18 protein-coding genes are annotated in these 17,916 nt (G+C 65.4%); 8 read left to right on the top strand and 10 right to left on the bottom strand.

The window, feature by feature from the left end:
• Nucleotides 1-75: 75 nt before the first annotated feature.
• From ACYU0X_RS16555 to ACYU0X_RS16545, 3 genes are read right to left on the bottom strand one after another with little or no spacing between them, the layout of a single operon-like run.
• Complete coding sequence (locus tag ACYU0X_RS16555) at nucleotides 76-972, bottom strand: carbohydrate ABC transporter permease (RefSeq protein WP_418907860.1); 897 nt, start codon at nucleotides 970-972, stop codon at nucleotides 76-78.
• A 2-nt stretch (nucleotides 973-974) separates the two neighbouring features.
• Entirely contained in the window at nucleotides 975-1,916 is a 942-nt protein-coding gene (locus tag ACYU0X_RS16550; RefSeq protein ID WP_418907859.1) for a carbohydrate ABC transporter permease, read from the bottom strand.
• 9 nt (nucleotides 1,917-1,925) lie between these two features.
• Complete coding sequence (locus tag ACYU0X_RS16545; RefSeq protein WP_418907858.1) at nucleotides 1,926-3,284, bottom strand: ABC transporter substrate-binding protein; 1,359 nt, start codon at nucleotides 3,282-3,284, stop codon at nucleotides 1,926-1,928.
• A gap of 53 nt (nucleotides 3,285-3,337) precedes the next feature.
• On the opposite strand from ACYU0X_RS16545, the gene ACYU0X_RS16540 reads away from it, so the two are divergent.
• Nucleotides 3,338-4,594 carry an ROK family transcriptional regulator gene (locus ACYU0X_RS16540; RefSeq protein WP_418907857.1) on the top strand — a complete coding sequence of 419 codons (1,257 nt, stop codon included), beginning with the start codon at nucleotides 3,338-3,340 and terminating at the stop codon, nucleotides 4,592-4,594.
• 69 nt (nucleotides 4,595-4,663) lie between these two features.
• Here ACYU0X_RS16540 and ACYU0X_RS16535 read toward each other — a convergent pair whose 3' ends face one another.
• Both ACYU0X_RS16535 and ACYU0X_RS16530 read right to left on the bottom strand, forming a co-directional pair.
• A complete protein-coding gene (locus tag ACYU0X_RS16535) occupies nucleotides 4,664-5,047 on the bottom strand; it encodes a DUF1304 domain-containing protein (protein ID WP_418909347.1) in 384 nt (127 codons plus the stop codon).
• 10 nt (nucleotides 5,048-5,057) lie between these two features.
• A complete protein-coding gene (locus ACYU0X_RS16530) occupies nucleotides 5,058-5,480 on the bottom strand; it encodes an organic hydroperoxide resistance protein (protein WP_461901742.1) in 423 nt (140 codons plus the stop codon).
• A 50-nt stretch (nucleotides 5,481-5,530) separates the two neighbouring features.
• Here ACYU0X_RS16530 and ACYU0X_RS16525 point away from each other — a divergent pair, with 50 nt between their 5' ends.
• A complete protein-coding gene (locus tag ACYU0X_RS16525; protein WP_461901741.1) occupies nucleotides 5,531-5,971 on the top strand; it encodes a MarR family winged helix-turn-helix transcriptional regulator in 441 nt (146 codons plus the stop codon).
• A gap of 117 nt (nucleotides 5,972-6,088) precedes the next feature.
• Nucleotides 6,089-6,694 carry a malonic semialdehyde reductase gene (locus ACYU0X_RS16520; RefSeq protein WP_461901740.1) on the top strand — a complete coding sequence of 202 codons (606 nt, stop codon included), beginning with the start codon at nucleotides 6,089-6,091 and terminating at the stop codon, nucleotides 6,692-6,694.
• A 94-nt stretch (nucleotides 6,695-6,788) separates the two neighbouring features.
• Here the strand turns inward: ACYU0X_RS16520 and ACYU0X_RS16515 are convergent, their stop codons facing one another.
• Entirely contained in the window at nucleotides 6,789-7,559 is a 771-nt protein-coding gene (locus ACYU0X_RS16515) for an IclR family transcriptional regulator (RefSeq protein WP_461901739.1), read from the bottom strand.
• Nucleotides 7,560-7,791: 232 nt separating this feature from the next.
• Between ACYU0X_RS16515 and ACYU0X_RS16510 the strand changes: the two genes are divergently transcribed.
• From ACYU0X_RS16510 to ACYU0X_RS16495, 4 genes are read left to right on the top strand one after another with little or no spacing between them, the layout of a single operon-like run.
• Nucleotides 7,792-9,177, top strand: coding sequence for a malic enzyme-like NAD(P)-binding protein (locus ACYU0X_RS16510; RefSeq protein ID WP_461901738.1), 1,386 nt, complete (start codon nucleotides 7,792-7,794; stop codon nucleotides 9,175-9,177).
• 41 nt (nucleotides 9,178-9,218) lie between these two features.
• Complete coding sequence (gene aceB / locus ACYU0X_RS16505) at nucleotides 9,219-10,841, top strand: malate synthase A (protein WP_461901737.1); 1,623 nt, start codon at nucleotides 9,219-9,221, stop codon at nucleotides 10,839-10,841.
• 2 nt (nucleotides 10,842-10,843) lie between these two features.
• On the top strand, nucleotides 10,844-12,100 hold the full coding sequence (locus ACYU0X_RS16500) for a DUF6986 family protein (protein WP_461901736.1): 1,257 nt from the start codon (nucleotides 10,844-10,846) through the stop codon (nucleotides 12,098-12,100).
• An 11-nt stretch (nucleotides 12,101-12,111) separates the two neighbouring features.
• Nucleotides 12,112-12,945 (top strand): bifunctional allantoicase/(S)-ureidoglycine aminohydrolase, encoded by an 834-nt coding sequence (locus tag ACYU0X_RS16495; protein WP_418907850.1) that lies wholly within the window; start codon nucleotides 12,112-12,114, stop codon nucleotides 12,943-12,945.
• 170 nt (nucleotides 12,946-13,115) lie between these two features.
• Here ACYU0X_RS16495 and ACYU0X_RS16490 read toward each other — a convergent pair whose 3' ends face one another.
• Both ACYU0X_RS16490 and ACYU0X_RS16485 read right to left on the bottom strand, forming a co-directional pair.
• Nucleotides 13,116-13,757, bottom strand: a complete 642-nt coding sequence (locus tag ACYU0X_RS16490) for a class I SAM-dependent methyltransferase (RefSeq protein ID WP_461901735.1) — start codon at nucleotides 13,755-13,757, stop codon at nucleotides 13,116-13,118.
• A 112-nt stretch (nucleotides 13,758-13,869) separates the two neighbouring features.
• Nucleotides 13,870-14,691 (bottom strand): AraC family transcriptional regulator, encoded by an 822-nt coding sequence (locus ACYU0X_RS16485; RefSeq protein WP_461901734.1) that lies wholly within the window; start codon nucleotides 14,689-14,691, stop codon nucleotides 13,870-13,872.
• Nucleotides 14,692-14,725: 34 nt separating this feature from the next.
• Here ACYU0X_RS16485 and ACYU0X_RS16480 point away from each other — a divergent pair, with 34 nt between their 5' ends.
• Nucleotides 14,726-15,241, top strand: a complete 516-nt coding sequence (locus ACYU0X_RS16480) for a VOC family protein (RefSeq protein ID WP_418907847.1) — start codon at nucleotides 14,726-14,728, stop codon at nucleotides 15,239-15,241.
• 52 nt (nucleotides 15,242-15,293) lie between these two features.
• On the opposite strand, the gene ACYU0X_RS16475 is transcribed toward ACYU0X_RS16480, so the two are convergent.
• Both ACYU0X_RS16475 and ACYU0X_RS16470 read right to left on the bottom strand, forming a co-directional pair.
• Nucleotides 15,294-16,316: a CobW family GTP-binding protein gene (locus tag ACYU0X_RS16475; protein WP_418907846.1), complete on the bottom strand. Its 1,023-nt coding sequence runs from the start codon at nucleotides 16,314-16,316 to the stop codon at nucleotides 15,294-15,296.
• Between the two features lie 51 nt (nucleotides 16,317-16,367).
• Nucleotides 16,368-17,783 (bottom strand): PepSY-associated TM helix domain-containing protein, encoded by a 1,416-nt coding sequence (locus ACYU0X_RS16470; protein ID WP_461901733.1) that lies wholly within the window; start codon nucleotides 17,781-17,783, stop codon nucleotides 16,368-16,370.
• Between the last annotated feature and the right edge of the window lie 133 nt (nucleotides 17,784-17,916).

The raw sequence follows: 17,916 nt of genomic DNA, 5'->3' as shown, positions 1-17,916 counted from the left end.
TCCGCCGAGGTGTGGTCGGCGGGGCGGAGGGAGCTCGTCACTGAGATTCCTTTCGAAAATACGGACACGCGGGGACTAGGACTTTACCGCGCCCTGGGTCACTCCGGAGAGTACCCAGCGCTGGGTAAGGATGTACACCAGAATCGAGGGGGTCATGGCCATCAGGTAGGAGGCGAAGGAGACGTGGTAATTGCTGGAGAACTGCGACTGGAAGAGCTGTTGCACCACCGGCAAGGTCTGCTGGGCCGGGTCCGAGATGATCATCGAGGGCATCATGAAGTCGTTCCACGAGAACAGGAAGGCGAAGATCCCCACCGTTGCACTCATCGGCGCAAGCACCGGGAAGATGACCTGCCAGAAGGTCTGCCAGGTGCTGGCACCGTCCATGCGGGCGGCCTCTTCGAGCTCACCGGGCAGGTTGCGCAGGAAGGTGGTCAGCAGCATGACATTGAAACCGAGTGCGAACATCACATGCAAAATGCCCACCCCGAGCGGGTTATCCAGGCCGACAATGCCGCTGAGCTTGATCTGCGACAGCGCAAGCACCGGGAAGGGCAGGAACATGGCGGCCAGCACGTAGAAAAAGGCGAAGCGGAAGAACTTGCGTTCCCAGTTGGCGTGGATGGCGTAGGCGGCCATCGATGAGATCAGTACCGCCCCGGCCACCGCAATCGCCGAGACAAACAGCGAGGTGGCGAAGGTGACCGGGAAGTTGGTCAGCCGCCACGCCTCGAGGAAACCTTCGATGCTCAACGGGGCCGGCGGGGCGAAGGCCTGAGCCTCGACTGCCTGACCGGCCGTTTTGAAGGCCATGAACACGGTGACTAGCAGCGGAATCAGCACCGTTAGGGTGCACAGGGTCAAGATCAGGGTCAGCGGACGGTTGAAGCGCTCGCCGCGACGACGGACCTTGGACCCCTTGGAGAGAATCTGGGTGCTGCTGTATTTGGGACTACTCGGTGTTGCCGTCATGATTAGCGCTTCCTTGGGCGGGTCAGGCGCAGCTGCAGCAGCGCGATGGCCAGGGTGATGATGAAGAAGATCGTGGCGGTCGCCATCTGGTAGGCGTAGTCGCCGTCGGTGAAGCCGCGGAAGATGGTCATGGCCACCGAACGGGTCGAGGTGCCCGGACCGCCGTCGGTCAGGCCCTTGATGATGTCGTAGGCGTTCAGGAAGTTCTTGAAGGTCAACACCACGTTGATGAGGATGTATCCGGCCATCAGCGGAATGGTGATCAGCCACATCTGGCGCCATGGTCCAATGCCGTCAATGGAGGCGGCCTCGTAGATGTCGTCCGGAATGGCGACCAATCCGGCAATATAAATCAGCATGGTGCCGGGAATCGCCTGCCAGGCGGTGACGATCACGATGGACAGCCACGCCAAATCCGGGTTGGCCAGAATCGTTTCCTCGAGCGGCCCGATCCCCAGAGCGCCGGAGGCCGCGGGCACGGTTTTGGCGAAGAGGAACTTGAAGACGAAGGCGATCACAATGGGGGAGACCACCATCGGGATCACGAAAATCGTGCGGAGCGCGACACGGGCGCGGATCTTGGCGCTCAGCCCGACCGCGAGCAGGAACGCGACAATATTGGTCACGATCACGGTAATTGCCGCAAAGCCCAGAGTGAAGCCGAAGGAAGAGAGAATCGCCGGATCGGTGAACATGAGCGCGTAGTTGCTCAGCCCGACGAACTCCCAGTCGCCGTAGCCCACGGAGTTGGTGAAGCTGAAGAAAATGCCCATCAGCGCCGGGAGCACGATACAGAGGGTGAACACCAGCAGTGTCGGGGCGAGGAAAAGCCAGTGCGTGCCATCCGGGTGTTTGCCCAGCCTGCGCTGCTTACGCGGTTGGGTTTTGGCGGGACTGAGGGTCTCGGGCCGCGGGGCGTTGGCCGATTGTTCGGTAGTCGTCATCGAGGGCTCCTAGGCGCGCTTGGCCAGCCGGACCCAGTCGGCGTCGAGGGTGGCGAGCATCTGCTCGAGATTGCCCCCGAAGACCAGGTCTTGGCAGTAGTTTTCGAATGGGATGGTCAACGGGATGCCTTGCGAGACACCCTGATAGATCGCACCGCTGTCCACATAGGGCTGTAGTTCGCTGATGCGCGGGTCGCTGACCGGCGGCGCGTCGTTGCGGACCCCGAAGCCCAGGGCGAAACGGTTGTATTCGTCCTGGATGGCCGGCTGGGTCAGGAACTTCAGCAGTTCGCGGGCGGCGTCCGGGTTTTTCGCCTTGCTCGGAATCCACAGGGCCAGGTCGAGATTGACGCGCACCTTGTTATCCGCCGGGTTCTCGGTCATCGGCAGCGGGAAGGTGCCCACCGAAAGCTTTGGGTTGACCTTTTCGATTTCCAGCAGGGCCCACGGACCTTGGAGATACATGGCCGCCTCTCCCTTGGCGAAGGCCTGGTTGCCGTCACCGTAGATGCGTCCCTTGGCATCGCGGTTGGTGAACTTCGCGATCTTGAGCATCTTTTCCAGCGGTTCACGCAGCGTGCGTGAGAAGGAGACCGGCGAGTCGGCGGTGACGTCCGGGCCGAGGGCGCGCAGTTGCTTGAAGAACTCGATGACGTCGACCATGCCGCCGACCGCGTAGTCCACCAGTCCCTGCTTGACGCTCCACGCGTCGGCCCAGGTGCCATACATGGGAGTTACCCCGGCGTCCTCGAAGGTTTCGCAGGCGGTGATGAACTCGCTGTAGGTGGTGGGTACGGCCACGTCGTGCTTGGCGAAGAGTTCCTTGTTGTAGATCACGCCCGCGGCCATCATCGAGTAGGGCAGCACCGAGGTGCGCCCGGGATAGAGCGGGTAGAGCTCGATCTGTTCGCGCACCGCCGGCGCGATGGCCGCGGCCTGCGGCAGGTCCGAGAGATCGGAGAGTTCCCCGCGTTCCTGGAAGCGCGACATTTCGAAGTTGTAGAGCTGCAGCGCCAGATCCGGCGGCGTGCTGCGCACGAACTGGCCGTTGAGCGTGCCTTCGGCGGTGTCGTGGACGACCGAGATTTCGGGGTGTTCGGTGTGGAAGTCCGCCAGCAGGCCCCGGATGTACTCGATCACCTCGCGCTTGGTCTGGTAGAAGCGCAGCGATTGGCCCGCGGTGGCGCTGGCCGAGCACCCGCTCAGGCCCAGTGCGGCCAGTGTCGACAGGCCGGCAAAGCCTGCCAGTAACTGGCGTCGGGAAACCCCGTGGCGGGCCGGGGTGGCTCCGGGGGAATTGATCGGGTGCATGGCGTCCTCTCGTGCGGCGGTGACGATCGCGGGTGCCGGGCATGTGGTGCCCGTCACGCGGCGTGGGAATAAAATTAGCACCTAAATATAAGCGTGTCTATAATTGTTGCGTGGACTTTTTGAAGGACTTGGACCCGGCAGCGTGGCCGGGATGGCTCCCCCTGAACGAGGCGGATGGCGCCGCGTCGGCGGGCGCCGGATTATCCCCGCGCACCGTCAACGCGCGCAGCGTCCTGCAGGCGATCTGGCCCGGAAAGCCCATGACCGCGAGCGAATTAATCGAAGCTACTGGGCTGACGCGGGCCACCGTGCTTTCGGTGTGCCGCGATCTGGTCGAGGCCGGCTGGATCGAACAGGCCGAGGATTCGCGTATCGCCGGCAGCTACGTCAAGGGGCGGCCGGCGCTGCGTTACCTCTTCCGCCCACAGGCCGGTTATGTCATCGCCTGCGAAAGCGACGAGTCGCGGCTACGTGCCCGCGTCGCGGATCTGCATGGGGTGATCGTGGCGCAGCGCGATCGGGAAATACCCGCCGACGCCTCCGGCCCCAGACGGCGCGCCGCATTGGTGGATCTGGTCGATTCGGTGCTCGCCGAGGCTGATCTCGGGCAAGAGCAGATCATGTCCATGGCGATCGCAGTCCCCGCTCCGGTCGATGCCCACGGCACCTCCGTCTCGGATGGCGCAGAGGGCTGGTGGGAACGCATGAACCCGAACCTGCAGGCCGAATTTGCCGAGCGCGGCTGGCGCGTCTTGGTGGATAACGACGCAAACCTCGCCGCATTGGCCGAGGCCGCCGGTGGCGCCGGAGCCGGGGTGCGCTCCTTCGCCACGCTGCTCTCCGGGGAGCGCTTTGGTACCGGACTGGTGGTGGATGGGCGGCTGTTGCGTGGGCAGCATGGCGCGGTGGGTGAAATGCGCGTGCTGGAGATGATCGCCGGGGTGCGCACACCCGATGGTCTGGCCTACCACGCGCGCACCGAGGTGCGGGCCGCCGCGGCGGCCGGAACCTTGCGCGGGGAACTGGCCGAGGTGCCGGCCGAGTCGATTGACGCCGACCTCGTCTTTGCCGCCGCGCGCCGTGGGGATCGCTGTGCGCAGGACATCCTCGGTTCGCTGGCCGAGGTGCTGACCCCGGTCTGCATGCTGCTCTCCGGGCTTTTGGATTTGGACCGGATCATCATTGCCGGATCCGTGGCCGAGCGGATCGAGCCGGTGCTGGCCCGCACCCGCGAATTGATGAGCCGCGACTACACGCTCAGTTGGGCCGAGCTGGTCGCCTCGAAAATGGGCGAGGATGTGGTTGTGCAAGGTGCCTTGGCCGCGGCGTTGGCCATGGTGCGCGACACCGCGCTGATCCCCGACTAGGCGCAACGCGCTGGATACAGAAATTGGCACCGCCTCGCATGCGAGACGGTGCCAATGGGTGCGCCGGAACTAGAGCAGGCCCAGCGCCAGTGCGGCGATGCCCAGCAGGGGTAGCACGCCCTGCTTCAGCGCGGCCGCGCGCTTCTCGGGGCTGCTGAGCAGCAGCACGAGACTGGCCGCGACCATCGAGCCTGCGCCGGTGAAGATCAGCGTCGCCCCCACGGTCTGCGCCCCGGCGCCGAAGAACACCAGGCCAAGGAGCACGGCGATGGCCAAGAAGAGGTTGTAGAACCCTTGGTTGAAGGCGAGTTCGCGGGTGGCCTGGGCCTCGGACTCCCCGGTGCCGAAGATCCTGCGCGCCCGCGGCGTAAGCCAGGCGAAAGACTCAAGCCAGAAAATCAGCACGTGCACGGCGGCGGCGAGGCCACTGAGGGCCAGGCCGGCGATGGTCAGCGCGGTCACCTTAGGCCACCGAGAGCGAGACGTCGATATTGCCGCGGGTGGCGTTGGAGTAGGGGCACACCTGGTGGGCGGCCTCGACCAGCTTCTCGGCTTCCTCCCGCTCCAAGGCCGGCAGGGCAACCTCGAGGCGCACCGCGAGACCAAATCCACCTTGTGGCAATCCGTGCAGGCTGACATCGGCCACGACCTCGGAGTCCGAGGCGTCGGCCTTGTGCTGACCGGCCACCAGCTTCAGTGCGGAGTGGAAGCAGGCCGCGTAGCCGGCGGCGAAGAGCTGCTCGGGGTTGGTGGCGCCACCGGGGCCGCCGAGCTCGGTGGGGGTGCGCACCTCGGCGCTGAGTAGTCCATCGGAGGACTCGATGCGGCCATTGCGGCCATCTCCGTAGGCGGCGGCGGTTGCGGTGTACAGGGTTTTGTTTGTCATGAGCACAACTATATTGTGCGCAATTTAAATTGGCAAGCTATAATTTTGCCATGGCCTACGAACAGCTCGACCTCGACGCCCAGCTCTGCTTCCCGTTACATGCAGCAACCCGCGCCGTCACCCGCGCCTACAGCGCCTTGCTGGCGGAATCCGGGCTGACCTACACGCAATATTTGGTCATGTTGGCCCTCTGGAAGGATCTAGAACCACTGAGCATCGGCGAACTCGGCACCCGTCTGCGCCTCGATAGCGGCACGCTCACCCCGTTGCTCAAGCGCCTGGAGGCCGCCGGCCACCTGCATCGCGTGCGCAGCGCGGCCGACGAACGCCGGGTGCTCATCTCGCTGACCGAGCAGGGGATTGCCTTGCGTGAGACCGTGGCCGATGTTCCAGAGCGCATGGCGGCGTCCGTCGGACTCGATGAGCGGCGCGCCGCCCAGCTGCGCGGCCTGCTCGCCGAGGTGATGGAATCACTCGATCGCGTGGGCTAAGTCACAGCGGGTTCGGGGAATCTGGCCGCGGAAGCGGTGGTTGGAACACAACGAAGCACCCACTACCGCCCGCGCCCGTGGCTCCACCGCCTCGGGCTCATGCCAAGGAGAGACTCTGTGAGCATTGCCGAACAGGAAGTAACCATCGATACCCAGGCGCTTGAGGCGATCTTTGCCTCCTCGCGCACCGCGAACGCCTTCACCGGTGAGGTCAGCGACGAGCAGGCCCGCGCCATCTACGAGCTGGCCAAGTCCGGACCGACCGCCTTCAACTCGCAGCCGCTGCGCGTAACCTACGTCCGCTCGGCCGAGGCCCGCGCCCACCTGGTCGAGGCGCTGATGCCCGGTAACCGTGAGAAGACCGCCGCGGCACCGCTAGTGGCTGTGCTCAGCTACGACACCTCCTGGCATGAGCGTTGGGAAGACTTCCTGCCCGGATACACGGCCCCGAAGGCCATGTATGACGCCGACGCCGAGTTCACCGCCGCCACCGGCAATAACAACGCGCACCTGCAGGCCGGCTACTTCATCCTGGCCGTGCGCTCGCTGGGTCTGGCCGCCGGTCCGATGACCGGTGCCGATTTCTCGGCTATCGACCAGGCCTTCTTCCCCGACGGCGAGCAGAAGAGCTTCCTCGTGGTCAACATCGGTCAGCCCGCCGCCGACCAGATCGGCGCCCCGAAGGAACGCTTTGCCTACGACGAGGTTGTGCGCACCGTCTAGGCACCGCGCACGACGACGGCCCTGGCCTACCCCAAATCAATCGGGGTGGGCCAGGGCCGTCTGTTAGTTAAGAGCTCGACGCCTCGGGCGGTGGCTACTCGGCGTCCGCCACCAGCTGGCGTCCGAGGGTTTCGGCCGCCTCTTGAAGCTTCGGCACCGCCAGGCCTACGAAGTTTGCATCCACGCGAGTGACCGGGCCGGAGACGGAGATGGCCATCGGGGTGGGGGCGCCGGGTACCGGTACCGCTACGCAACGCACACCCAGCTCCTGCTCCTCCTCATCCAGCGCATAGCCGCGTTCGCGAATGGCCTCGACGTCGGTAAATAGCTTGCCGAGCGTGGTGATCGTATTCGGGGTTTTCGGCGGCATGCCGGCCTGGGCGACCAGGCGCTGCACGCGCTCGTCGTCGAGTACCGAGAGAATCGCCTTGCCCACGCCCGAGTAATGCAGCATCGCGCGGCGGCCGACCTCGGTGATCATGCGCATGGAATGCGGGGATTGCGCCTGAGCAATATAGGTGACCATGTCGCCGTCGAGCACCGCAATATTCGCGCTTTCGCCGAGCTCCTCGACGAGGGTTTTGAGAACCGGGGTGGCCAGTGCGCCGAGCTGACGGTTGGCCACCTCGCCCAAGCGAATGAGGCGCGGGCCCAGCGAGTAGCGCCGGTTGGGTAGCTGGCGGACGTAGCCCACGCCAACCAGGGTGCGCAGCAGGCGATGGATGGTCGGTAGGGGTAGCGGAGTGTCGGCGGCTAGCTCGCTCAGCGAGGCCTCACCGCCGGCCCGGGCAATTACTTCAAGCAGCTCAAAGGCCCGCTCGACGGACTGTACGCCCGCCGCCGGTTTGCTCGCGGTCTCTGTCATATCGCTGCTCCTAGAGTGAAGGGGATCCGAGGCGCCAAGGGGCGCTATATCACGGGTCCAAGTGAAAGTCGTTTAGGCGTCGTGGAACTAGATTACCGCTAAAGTCTGCCAGATTTCCACGATCCGAAAACTTTTTGTGACAGAGTTGTGAGCAGGTCCACAAAATGTGCTTGCCTTTTCATTTTATAGATATTAGTATCCACTATACGGAAAACGTTCGTAGGAGGAACTGATGGCTGCACCAAGCCCTGGATATTCTTTGACCTTGCGCGTGGAGACCCCCGCGTCGATTACAGCCACCAGCGAACTGGCGGCCGCCGTCGGCCGCGCCGGTGCCCATATCACCGCCCTGGACGTAACCGAGTCCCACCACAACCACATGGTGGTTGACGTTTCGTGCAACACTACCGACGTCGCGCACGGCGAAGCCGTCCGCGATGCACTGAACGCCCTCGATGGTGTGAAGGTTCGTAATGTTTCGGACCGTACCTTCCTCATGCACCTAGGCGGCAAGCTCGAGGTTGTGCCCAAGGTTGCCCTGCGCAACCGCGACGATCTCTCCCGCGCCTACACTCCCGGCGTGGCCCGCGTCTGCCTCGCCATTGCCGAAAACCCCGCCGACGCCCGCAACCTGACCGTCAAGCGCAACACCATCGCCGTGGTTACCGACGGTTCGGCGGTTCTGGGCCTGGGTAATATCGGTCCCGCCGCCGCATTGCCGGTTATGGAAGGCAAGGCCGCACTGTTCAAGCAGTTCGCCGACGTCGACGCCTGGCCGGTCTGCCTGGACACTCAGGATACCGACGAGATCGTGAACATCGTCAAGGCCCTGGCCCCGGTGTATGGCGGAGTGAACCTCGAAGATATCGCCGCACCACGCTGCTTCGAAATCGAAGCGCGCCTGCGCGAAGAGCTCGACATCCCGGTCTTCCACGATGACCAGCACGGCACCGCCATCGTGACCTTGGCGGCCCTGCAGAACGCACTGCTCGTCGTGGGTAAGAGCATCGGCTCGGTGCGCATCGTGGTCTCCGGCGTCGGAGCGGCCGGCAACGCCATCATTCAGCTTTTGCAGGCACGCGGCGCGAAGAACATCGTCGCCTGCGGCCGTGGCGGTGCGATCAACCGCGACGAAACCTACACCGACGAACACCGAGTGTGGTTGGCGCAGAACACCAACCCCGAGAATTTCCGCGGCTCCTTGAAGGAAGCCGTGGCCGGAGCGGACGTATTTATCGGCGTTTCGGCACCAAACGTCCTGGACGAAAACGATATTGCCTCGATGAATGACCAGGCCATCGTCTTCGCCATGGCGAACCCGGATCCAGAGGTGGATCCGGAGGTTGCGGGTAGGCATGCAGCGGTGGTTGCCACCGGTCGCAGCGACTTCCCCAACCAGATTAATAACGTCCTGGCTTTCCCTGGTTTCTTCCGCGGGCTGCTGGATGCAGGAGTCGCCGACATCACCGACTCCATGTTGCTGGCCGCCGCCGACGCGATTGCCGCACGGGTGGGACAGGACGAACTCAATCCGGGATTCATTATCCCGTCGGTGTTCGATACCCAGGTCGCCGGCGACGTTGCCGCCGCTGTGGTTCGCGCGTCGAACAAGCATTGAGAGTCACTGGAACAGATTAAAAAGAGGTCAAAAGGAGCACCATGAGTATCTCGCTAACCCGAATCCCCGAGGTGAACGGGGCAGAGAATATCCTCAGCGAAGAGGCCCTCGCCTTCATCGAGGCGTTGCATGAGAAGTTCGCCGGCACCCGCGACGAGTTGCTGGCCGCCCGCGCCGCCCGCCGCGCCGAGTACGCGGCCGCCAAGCGCATCGACTTCGATCCGGCCACCGAAGAGATCCGCAACGGTGACTGGAAGGTCGCCGAAGCTCCGGCAGCCCTGCAGGATCGCCGCGTGGAAATCACCGGCCCGGCTTCCCCGGCCAAGATGGCCATCAACGCACTGAACTCCGGTGCCAAGGTCTGGCTGGCCGATCTGGAAGACGCCTCCACCCCGAGCTGGGAAAACGTCATTGACGCCGTTGCCAACCTGACCAGCGCCGCCCGCGGCGAGCTGAGCTTCACCTCCGAGGAAGGCAAGACCTACCAGCTGCGCAGCGACGCGCCGCTGGCCACCGTGGTCGTGCGCCCCCGCGGCTGGCACATGGTGGAAAACAACGTGCTGATCGACGGCAAGCCCGGCGTCGGTGCCCTGGTCGACTTCGGCCTGCACTTCTTCCACAACGCCAAGCACCTGACCGCCACCGGCCAGGGCCCGTTCTACTACCTGCCGAAGATGGAACACTACCTTGAGCCACGCCTGTGGAACGACGTGTTCACCTTCGCTCAGGAATACGTGGGCATCCCCTACGGCACCATCCGTGCCACGATGCTCATCGAAACCATCCCGGCCGCCTTCCAGATGGAAGAGTTCCTCTACGAGCTGCGCGATCACGCCTCGGGCCTGAACGCCGGACGCTGGGACTACCTGTTCTCGATGATCAAGACCTTCCGCGAAGCCGGCGAAGCCTTCATCATGCCGGACCGCGCCGACGTGGCGATGACCGCCCCGATGATGCGTGCCTACACCGAGCTGCTGGTCAAGACCTGCCACAAGCGTGGCGCCTTCGCCATGGGTGGCATGGCCGCGGTCATCCCGAACCGCCGCGAACCGGAAACCACCGCCGCAGCCTTCGAGAAGGTCCGCGCCGACAAGACCCGCGAGGCCGGCGACGGCTTCGACGGCTCCTGGGTGGCCCACCCGGATCTGGTGCCGATCTGCCAGGAAGTCTTCGACTCGGTGCTGGGCGATAAGCCGAACCAGCTCGACAAGCAACGCCCCGAGGTTGAGGTCACCGCCGAGCAGCTGCTCGACGTGGCCAGCGCCCCGGGCAAGGTCACCGAGGCCGGCGTGCGCGCCAACCTCTACGTGGCCGTGGCCTACACCGCCGTATGGCTTTCGGGCAACGGCGCGGTGGCCATCCACAACCTGATGGAAGACGCCGCCACCGCCGAAATCTCCCGTTCGCAGATCTGGCAGCAGATCCGCAACGAGGTCGTCGCCGAAGATACCGGCAACACCATCACCGCCGAACTGGTGGCCAACATCCTCGCCGAGGAAGTTGAGCGCCTGCGCGGAGAGGTCAACGACGAGGCACGCTTCGCCGCCTACTACGAGCCAGCCGCCGAGCTTATCGGCACCCTGGTCTCGGGCCGTGACGAGGACTTCGCCGACTTCTTGACCACCCCCGCCTACGAATTGTTGGATAAGGAGCCCGTGAAGTAACGATGAGTGCAGTCTTTGATGAGCAAACCTTGGCCGCGGTCGAAGAGCAGCTAGCCTCCACCGACGAACTGCTGGCTAAGCAGTTCCCGGGGGATACCGGTAACCGTCAGCCCGTACACACCGTGTACATTCCGGCCGACCGGTACACCGCCGAGCTGCCTTCGACCTGGGGTCGCAACGCTTTGGCCGCCGTGGGTGACACGCGTGGTTTGGTCGAGCTGGCCACCACGCTGGGACTCAAGGAGCCGCAGCGCCTGGCCGAGCTGGTGACCACCAAGCTGACCAAGGAGCCCATCGAAGACCTGCGCCTCGACTTCGAGGACGGCTACGGCTCGCGCAGCGATGCCGAAGAAGACGCCGCAGTGGTGGCGGCGGCAGATGCCGTCGCCGCCGCCGTGGCCGACGGAAGCGCCCCGGCCTTCATCGGCACCCGCTTCAAGTGCTTCGAGGAGCCCACCCGGGCCCGCGGAGTGCGCACCCTAGATCTGTTCGTTTCCCAGCTGGCCAGCCACGGACCGCTACCGGAGGGCCTGCGCATTACGCTGCCGAAGGTCACCACCGTCGAGCAGGTCCGCACCATGGTGTTCCTCGCCGAGAAGCTCGAGCAGGCACATAACCTGCCGGCCGGTTCATTGCGCTTCGAGGTGCAGATCGAAACCCCGCAGGTCATCATCGGGCCCGAGGGGGATCACCCGGTGGCCCGCCTCATCCACGCCGGTGCCGGGCGCGTGATCTCTCTGCACTACGGCACCTACGACTACTCCGCTTCGCTGGGTGTGGCCGCCGCCTACCAGTCCATGGAACACCCGGTCGCCGACTTCGCCAAGGACGTCATGCAGGTCGCCGTGGCCGGCACCGGGGTCGAACTCTCCGACGGGTCGACCAATATCCTGCCCGCCGGTGACCCGGAGAATATGGCCGCCGCCTGGAAACTGCACGCCCGCCTGGTCCGTCGTCACCTCGAACGCGGCATCTACCAAGGCTGGGACCTGCACGAAAACCAGCTGGTCACCCGCTACCTTGCCGCCTTCGCCTTCTTCCGTGAAGGACTTGAGGCCGCCGCGACCCGACTGCGCAACTACGTGCACAAGATCGAATCGGCCATTATGGACGAGCCAGCCACCGCCCGCGCGCTGGCCCGTTATATCCACCGTGGCGTTGCCTGCGGTGCGGTCAGCGCCGAGGAAGTCACCGAGCTGGCCCAGATTTCCCTCGACGAACTCGAAGCGATCGCACTGAATCGCTCCCACGCTAACTAGGAGAACCGCAGATGACTGCCCAAGCACAGACCAAGAGTGCCTACTACAACACCTATGGTGGGCACCCGCCGCAGACCGACCTGCTCACCGATCGTGCGATCGTGACCGAGGCCTACACCGTGATCCCCAAGGGTGTGCTGCGCGATATCGTCACCAGCGTGTTCCCCGAGTTCACCAACACCCGCGCCTGGGTGCTCAACCGCCCGGTCGCCGGTGGACCGACCACCTTCTCCCAGGTGATCGTCGAGATCGCTCCGGGCGGCGGAGCCGCAAAGCCCGAACCGCAGGCCGGGGTCTCCAGCTTCCTGTTCGTCGTGGGCGGGTCGCTGACCCTGACCCTCGAAGGTCAGGAGCACGTGCTGGAGGAGGGCGGCTTCGCCTTCGTGCCGCCGAACGCCAACTGGTCGTTGAACAACAACGGCGCCGAGCTGGCCACCTTCCACTGGATCCGCAAGCGCTACGAGGCCCTGGACTACGTGCCAGCCCCGAAGGCCGTGGTCGGTAACGAGAAGGACATCACCCCCGGCGCCATGCCGGACACCGACAACAAGTGGCGCACCACCCGCATGCTCGATCCGGAGGACCTGTCCTACGACTTCGGCGTGAACATCGTGACCTTCGAACCGGGAGCCTCGATTCCCTTCGCCGAAACCCACGTAATGGAGCACGGGCTGTACGTGCTCGAGGGCAAGGCCGTCTACCGCCTGAACGACGACTGGGTCGAAGTTGAAGCCGGTGACTACATGGCACTGCGTGCCTTCTGCCCGCAGGCCTGCTACGCCGGTGGCCCGAGCAACTTCCGCTACCTGCTCTACAAGGATCAGAACCGCCAGATCGTGCTGTAGCACGACCGGTTCATCTCAGACCGCCGGGGCTACGGCCCGGGACGGCGCGCCATTCTCATTCCTCTCCAACCTCTTTTGTTCCAGTGATGTTTCTTTGCTCGGGGAGGGGAGGGGATGTGCGCTTCGTTCCGGGCCGTGGCCCCGGTTTTTTACTTTCTGCCCGATGTGGCTCAGCGGCGCCGGGCAAAGATCACGTTGTCATCGGTGGTTCCCGGCTGGCCCTGTGGCCCGGTGAGCTCCCGAGTACGGCGTTCGGCCACGAGCAGCTCCCAGCGCTGTTCATCCAGCGCCAGCGCCCGAAGCTCATCCTCCAGCGTGGGGAACTCGAAGCCGCCCTGCGGCTGCGGCGCCCACTGCGGCCGAGAGCCGTGCGAGACCAGCAGCAAGTGACCGCCCGGGGCCACCAGCTCGCTGGCCCGACGCAGCAACGTGCTGCGCGAGAACTCAAAAGGGGCCTGCAGGAAACTGGCGGTGACCAGATCAAAATGTTCGTTCGGGGTCCAAACCGTCAGATCCGCGGCCGTGAACCGCGCCGTGCTCAGCTCATGTTCGGCGGCCACCGCGCGGGCCCGCTCGATAGCCGTGGCAGAAATATCGACGCCCAGTGCCTCCCAGCCGCGTGCGGCGAGCCAGTGCACGTCCGCGCCCTCCCCGCAGCCTAGATCCACCGAGCGGCCGGCCGGCAGCGCACCGGCCAGTTCGGCCAACTGCGGGTTGACCCGACCGGACCAGATCCGCTGGGCGGCACCGTAGTGCTGCTCCCAGAAGTCTTGATGATTGATGACGGCGTCGCTGTGCTGGTGCTGATGCATGGGGCCACTTTTCCTCTCGGATCAACGGGTGTGGGATTCAGCGTACGTCGCCGATGGCGGTGCTGCGCGCATCCTTGCGTGGCACGCAAAAACCCGTAGGGCCCCGCCTCAGTTACTGGTCGCTGCCGCGGTACCCACGCGGGGTGAAACCCAGCACCGTGCGGAAATCACGGGTCAGATGGGCGTGGTCGGCGTAGCCAAGATCGGCGGCCAGATCGGCCAGCGACTGCTGTGGTTCTTCGCGGAGGCGTTGGGCCGCTTCCTGCAAGCGGTACCGTCGGATCATCGCCAACGGCGGCACCCCAATGTATCGGTGGGCCAGTCGTTGCACCGTGCGCGGGCTGCTGTGCAGCGCGTCGGCAACTTGTTCCACGCGCATCATCGAGCGATCGGTGGAGATCAGCTCCTCCATGGTGTTGGCCAGCCGTGCCTCCTCATCGGGCGGGGTCAGCCGCGCTCGGGCCCAACTGGAAAATTCCGCCACGGCCCGCCGCCGGGCGGCCGATTCCTCGGGTTCGTCCATGGCCGCGCAGACCGCCGCATGCAGATCCGGCTCGTCCAGCGGCTCTTCACGATCGCGCAGCGCCTGCGGGTCAAGCCTCAGCGAGGCCAGCGCCGCGGGCCGTAGGAGCGCGCCCACGGCCCATCCGGTGCCGGTGAGATCGCGGCGGGAGATTGCGGTGGTCGGGCCGGCGATGCTGACCATCTGGGGCTGCACCACGAGGTTCGAGGCCGGGAACGGCAAGACTTCCTGCCGCGAGCTACGCCCCGGGGCGATGGCCCAGCGTGGGATCCAGAACCAACGGATCAGCTCCGTCAGCTCCGCGGGCGCCGGCTCCCGGTGAAAGGTCGGCAGACGGGTGGGGTACAGAATGCCGCGCAAGTCCTCGACGTCGCCCATGGGTCCCTTTCGCAGGTTGTCGTAAATCTTCAAGTCTCGTCCCCTGAAGGCAACGTACCGTCGAGTTATGGAAACAAACAACACGCCCCGCCGCGGCGTTAGCGGCACGTACACCACCGACGGTATCCCGCAGGGCTACACGAGCCTGACCCCGTTCCTGGCGTTGCGCTCGGTGCGCGAAGCCATCGAGTTCTACCGTTCGGTCTTCGGCGCCCGGGTGGTCAACGCCACCGACATGGGCGGAATCATCGTCCACGCGGAGCTGGACTTCGGCCAGGGCCGACTGCAACTTGGCGAGGTCAACCCCGACTACCACCTCGTACCGGCCCCGGAGGGGGACGACGACTGCTACTCGCTGGGGCTGTACTGCGCCGACGCCGATGAGCTGGTGCAGCGGGCCGAGGCGGCCGGCGCGGTGATCCGCGAGTCGCTGAGCACCTTCGTCTCCGGCGACCGCTTCGCCTCGATCCGTGACCCGTACGGGGTGCGCTGGTCGATCATGTCCCGCGTCGAGGATCTTTCGGAAGAGGAGAGCAACCGGCGCGTGGAACAGTGGGCCGCCGCGCAATCGGTGCAAAGCTAAGAAATTTCACCCCCGTAGGCCGCGGGCCGGCATGAGAGCCGGACCGCGGCCCTTAGCGGGCACCGCCGGAGAGAATCAGTTGGCGCTCCAGACGCGTCAGCGACCGTGCGCTAGGTTCTTGCGTGCTCGGGCTGAGCGCGACACCTAAGGCCGCGCTGGCTTCCTCCGCGCACAGTTCCATACCCACCGCGACCAGCCCATCCTCGCTCGGGTCGGCACCCGGACCCGGGGGTTCGAAGTGAACCGTGCGGCCCACCACGTTGACCCGGTAGCGGGCGCGGCGGCCACCGGCCAGCCGGAACGGCACCACGCCCTTGAGCCGGTAGGCCCCCGGTGGCGGGGAAGCCAGCAGATCCAGCACGGCCCCCGGATCGGCCGGCTCGGGGCAGGGGACGGTGACCGCGTGCACGTGCGGGGTGTGCCGATGATGGCTGGCGCGGGCCAGTTCGGCCAGCGGCAGTTGATCCTCGGGATCCTGCTCGTTGGCCACGTCGAAAATGAGCTCCGGATCCACCGCGGCATGCGCAATGGGTAGCACCGGAGCCAGTGCATTGCGTTCGCGCACCCGGGCGGTGATCCGCTCCAGGGTCGCGGTCGCCGCCGCGGGCTCCAACAGATCCATCTTGTTCACCAGCACCAAGCTGGTAGCGGCGTACCGCGCCGGGGGCAGGCCGCCGGTATCCACGGTCCGTTCATGTTCGACGGCGTCGAGGACATCGACGATTCCACCGAAGCGCACGTTCTCGGCCTGCGAAAAGCGCAGCAGCTGGGCTACATTCACCGGGTCGGCCAACCCGCTGGTTTCCACGATGATCGCATCCAGCCGTAGCCGCGGGGCGCTGAGCTTCTCGAGCAGCTCATCCAGCGGCCCGGAATCGTTCAGGCAGCAGACGCAACCTCCGGCAATGGACTCGGCCGCGTCCACCTGCGAGGTGAGCAGCCCGGCGTCGACGTTGATGGCCCCGGCGTCGTTGATAATGACCCCGACGCGGGTGCCCGGGCGGCTCAGGAGCTGGTTGAGCACACTGGTCTTACCGGCACCCAAATGGCCGGTCAGCGCGATGACGGGAATCAACGGTCCTGCCTTTCTGCTCGGTGGCGGCCCGTACGCCGGGCCGCCACCATTCTAATGAGAATCACTCGCAAGTTTCGCGCGGCGCCGCGCACGCCCTTGCACCAGCAGGTCGATAAGGACGAAGCCGAGCAGGCTTACGCCGAGCAAGGGCAGGAAGATGCCAAGCGCCAGAGCGAGCAGCAGGCTCACTCCCATCGCCCAGCGCGGAGCGCGTAGTAACGCCCCGGCGCGCGGGGCGGCCGCCAGGCCGCCGGCCACCCCGGCCGGACGGCGCTGCCACCACATGCGGTAGCCCAAGAGGCAGAGGACGAAGATGCCTAGGGCGAAGGCGGCCATCAACAGCTGATTCGGCAGGCCGAACAGTTCACCCATATGCAGGGCGATACCCCAGCTCGAAAGCTTGGCCATCAACGGGTATCGATCAAAATCATCCCGATCGATCACCGCGAGCGTCTGCGGGTCCAGCGAGACCGAATCTAGCGACGAGGGCACCTGCCGGTCGAGCTCGCGTACCCGCCACCCCGAGTGCTCATCGGCCGGCGCGGAGATCTCCAGCACCGGCGAGTCGATATTGACCTGCCGGGCGGCCGCCAACACGTGATCGAAATGCTCGGGTGCCACATTGGAGCCGAGATGCCCGCCGCCGCCATGATGCGCACTATGCTCCGCATCGGTGGCCGCCTCGCCCACCGTGAGCTTCAGCGGGTCGGCCGTCCAGCCAAGTTCGGCACGCACAGCGGCGATATTGCCACCGGCATAGTTGGACCAGGTGAGTCCGGTGGCGGAAAAGAACAGCGCACCAAGCAGGACGGAGACCCCGATCCTCGCGTGTAGCGTGCGGGTGGCGCGCTGGCCGCGCCGCGCGCCGGATGGCCGGTGCGCGCTACGCCGCTGTGAACGGCGACGCCAGAGCCACAGGCCCAAGCCACTGAGCGCCACCGGGGCCAACCACGAGGCGGCCATTTCGCTGTAGCCGCGTCCAAGCTCGCCCAGGTGCAGGTTGCGGTGCACCCCATCGAGCCAGATCCGCATCGGTAACGCCCCGCTGGTTCCATAGGAATGCAGGTCGCCGGTGATCTGAAGGCTGAACGGGTCGACGAAGATGGCGCGGTCGGCACCCATGGGATCCCGCGCATCGGCGTACAGCACGCGCGTGGTCCGTCCCTCGGCTATGGCGGGGCGTACGGCCTTGACCGGGGTTCCGGTCTGTAGGTAAGTGTTGGCGGCGTCGATTTGCGCGGACAGTGGCTGGGCCGGACCACGCGCCGAACTATAGAGCTCATCCCGATAGATGACGTTCTCCACTGGCGCGGCCAGTGCGTAGAGCGCACCGGATAGCGCCACGATGGCGATCAACGGGCCGATGAAAAGCCCGGCGTAGAAATGCAGGCGGCGCAACAGGGCAGGAAACCAGCCCCTGGCATTCGGGGTGGGGGTAGTGGAATCGGCTAGGGGCCTCGAGGGCATCGAGGTAGGCGACATAAGGAATCCTAGATTTTCGGTCCGACGGCACGGCGCTCGGCCAGTGACGTAGACGGTGTGCTCCGGGCGGGGCCCGGCGGGAAGGCGGCTCGCGATACCGCCATGTGACGGCGGTGCG

Source organism: Glutamicibacter sp. X7, assembly GCF_054889245.1.
Note: the sequence above shows the minus strand (reverse complement) of the source record. Positions and strands in the feature narration are given on the sequence as shown.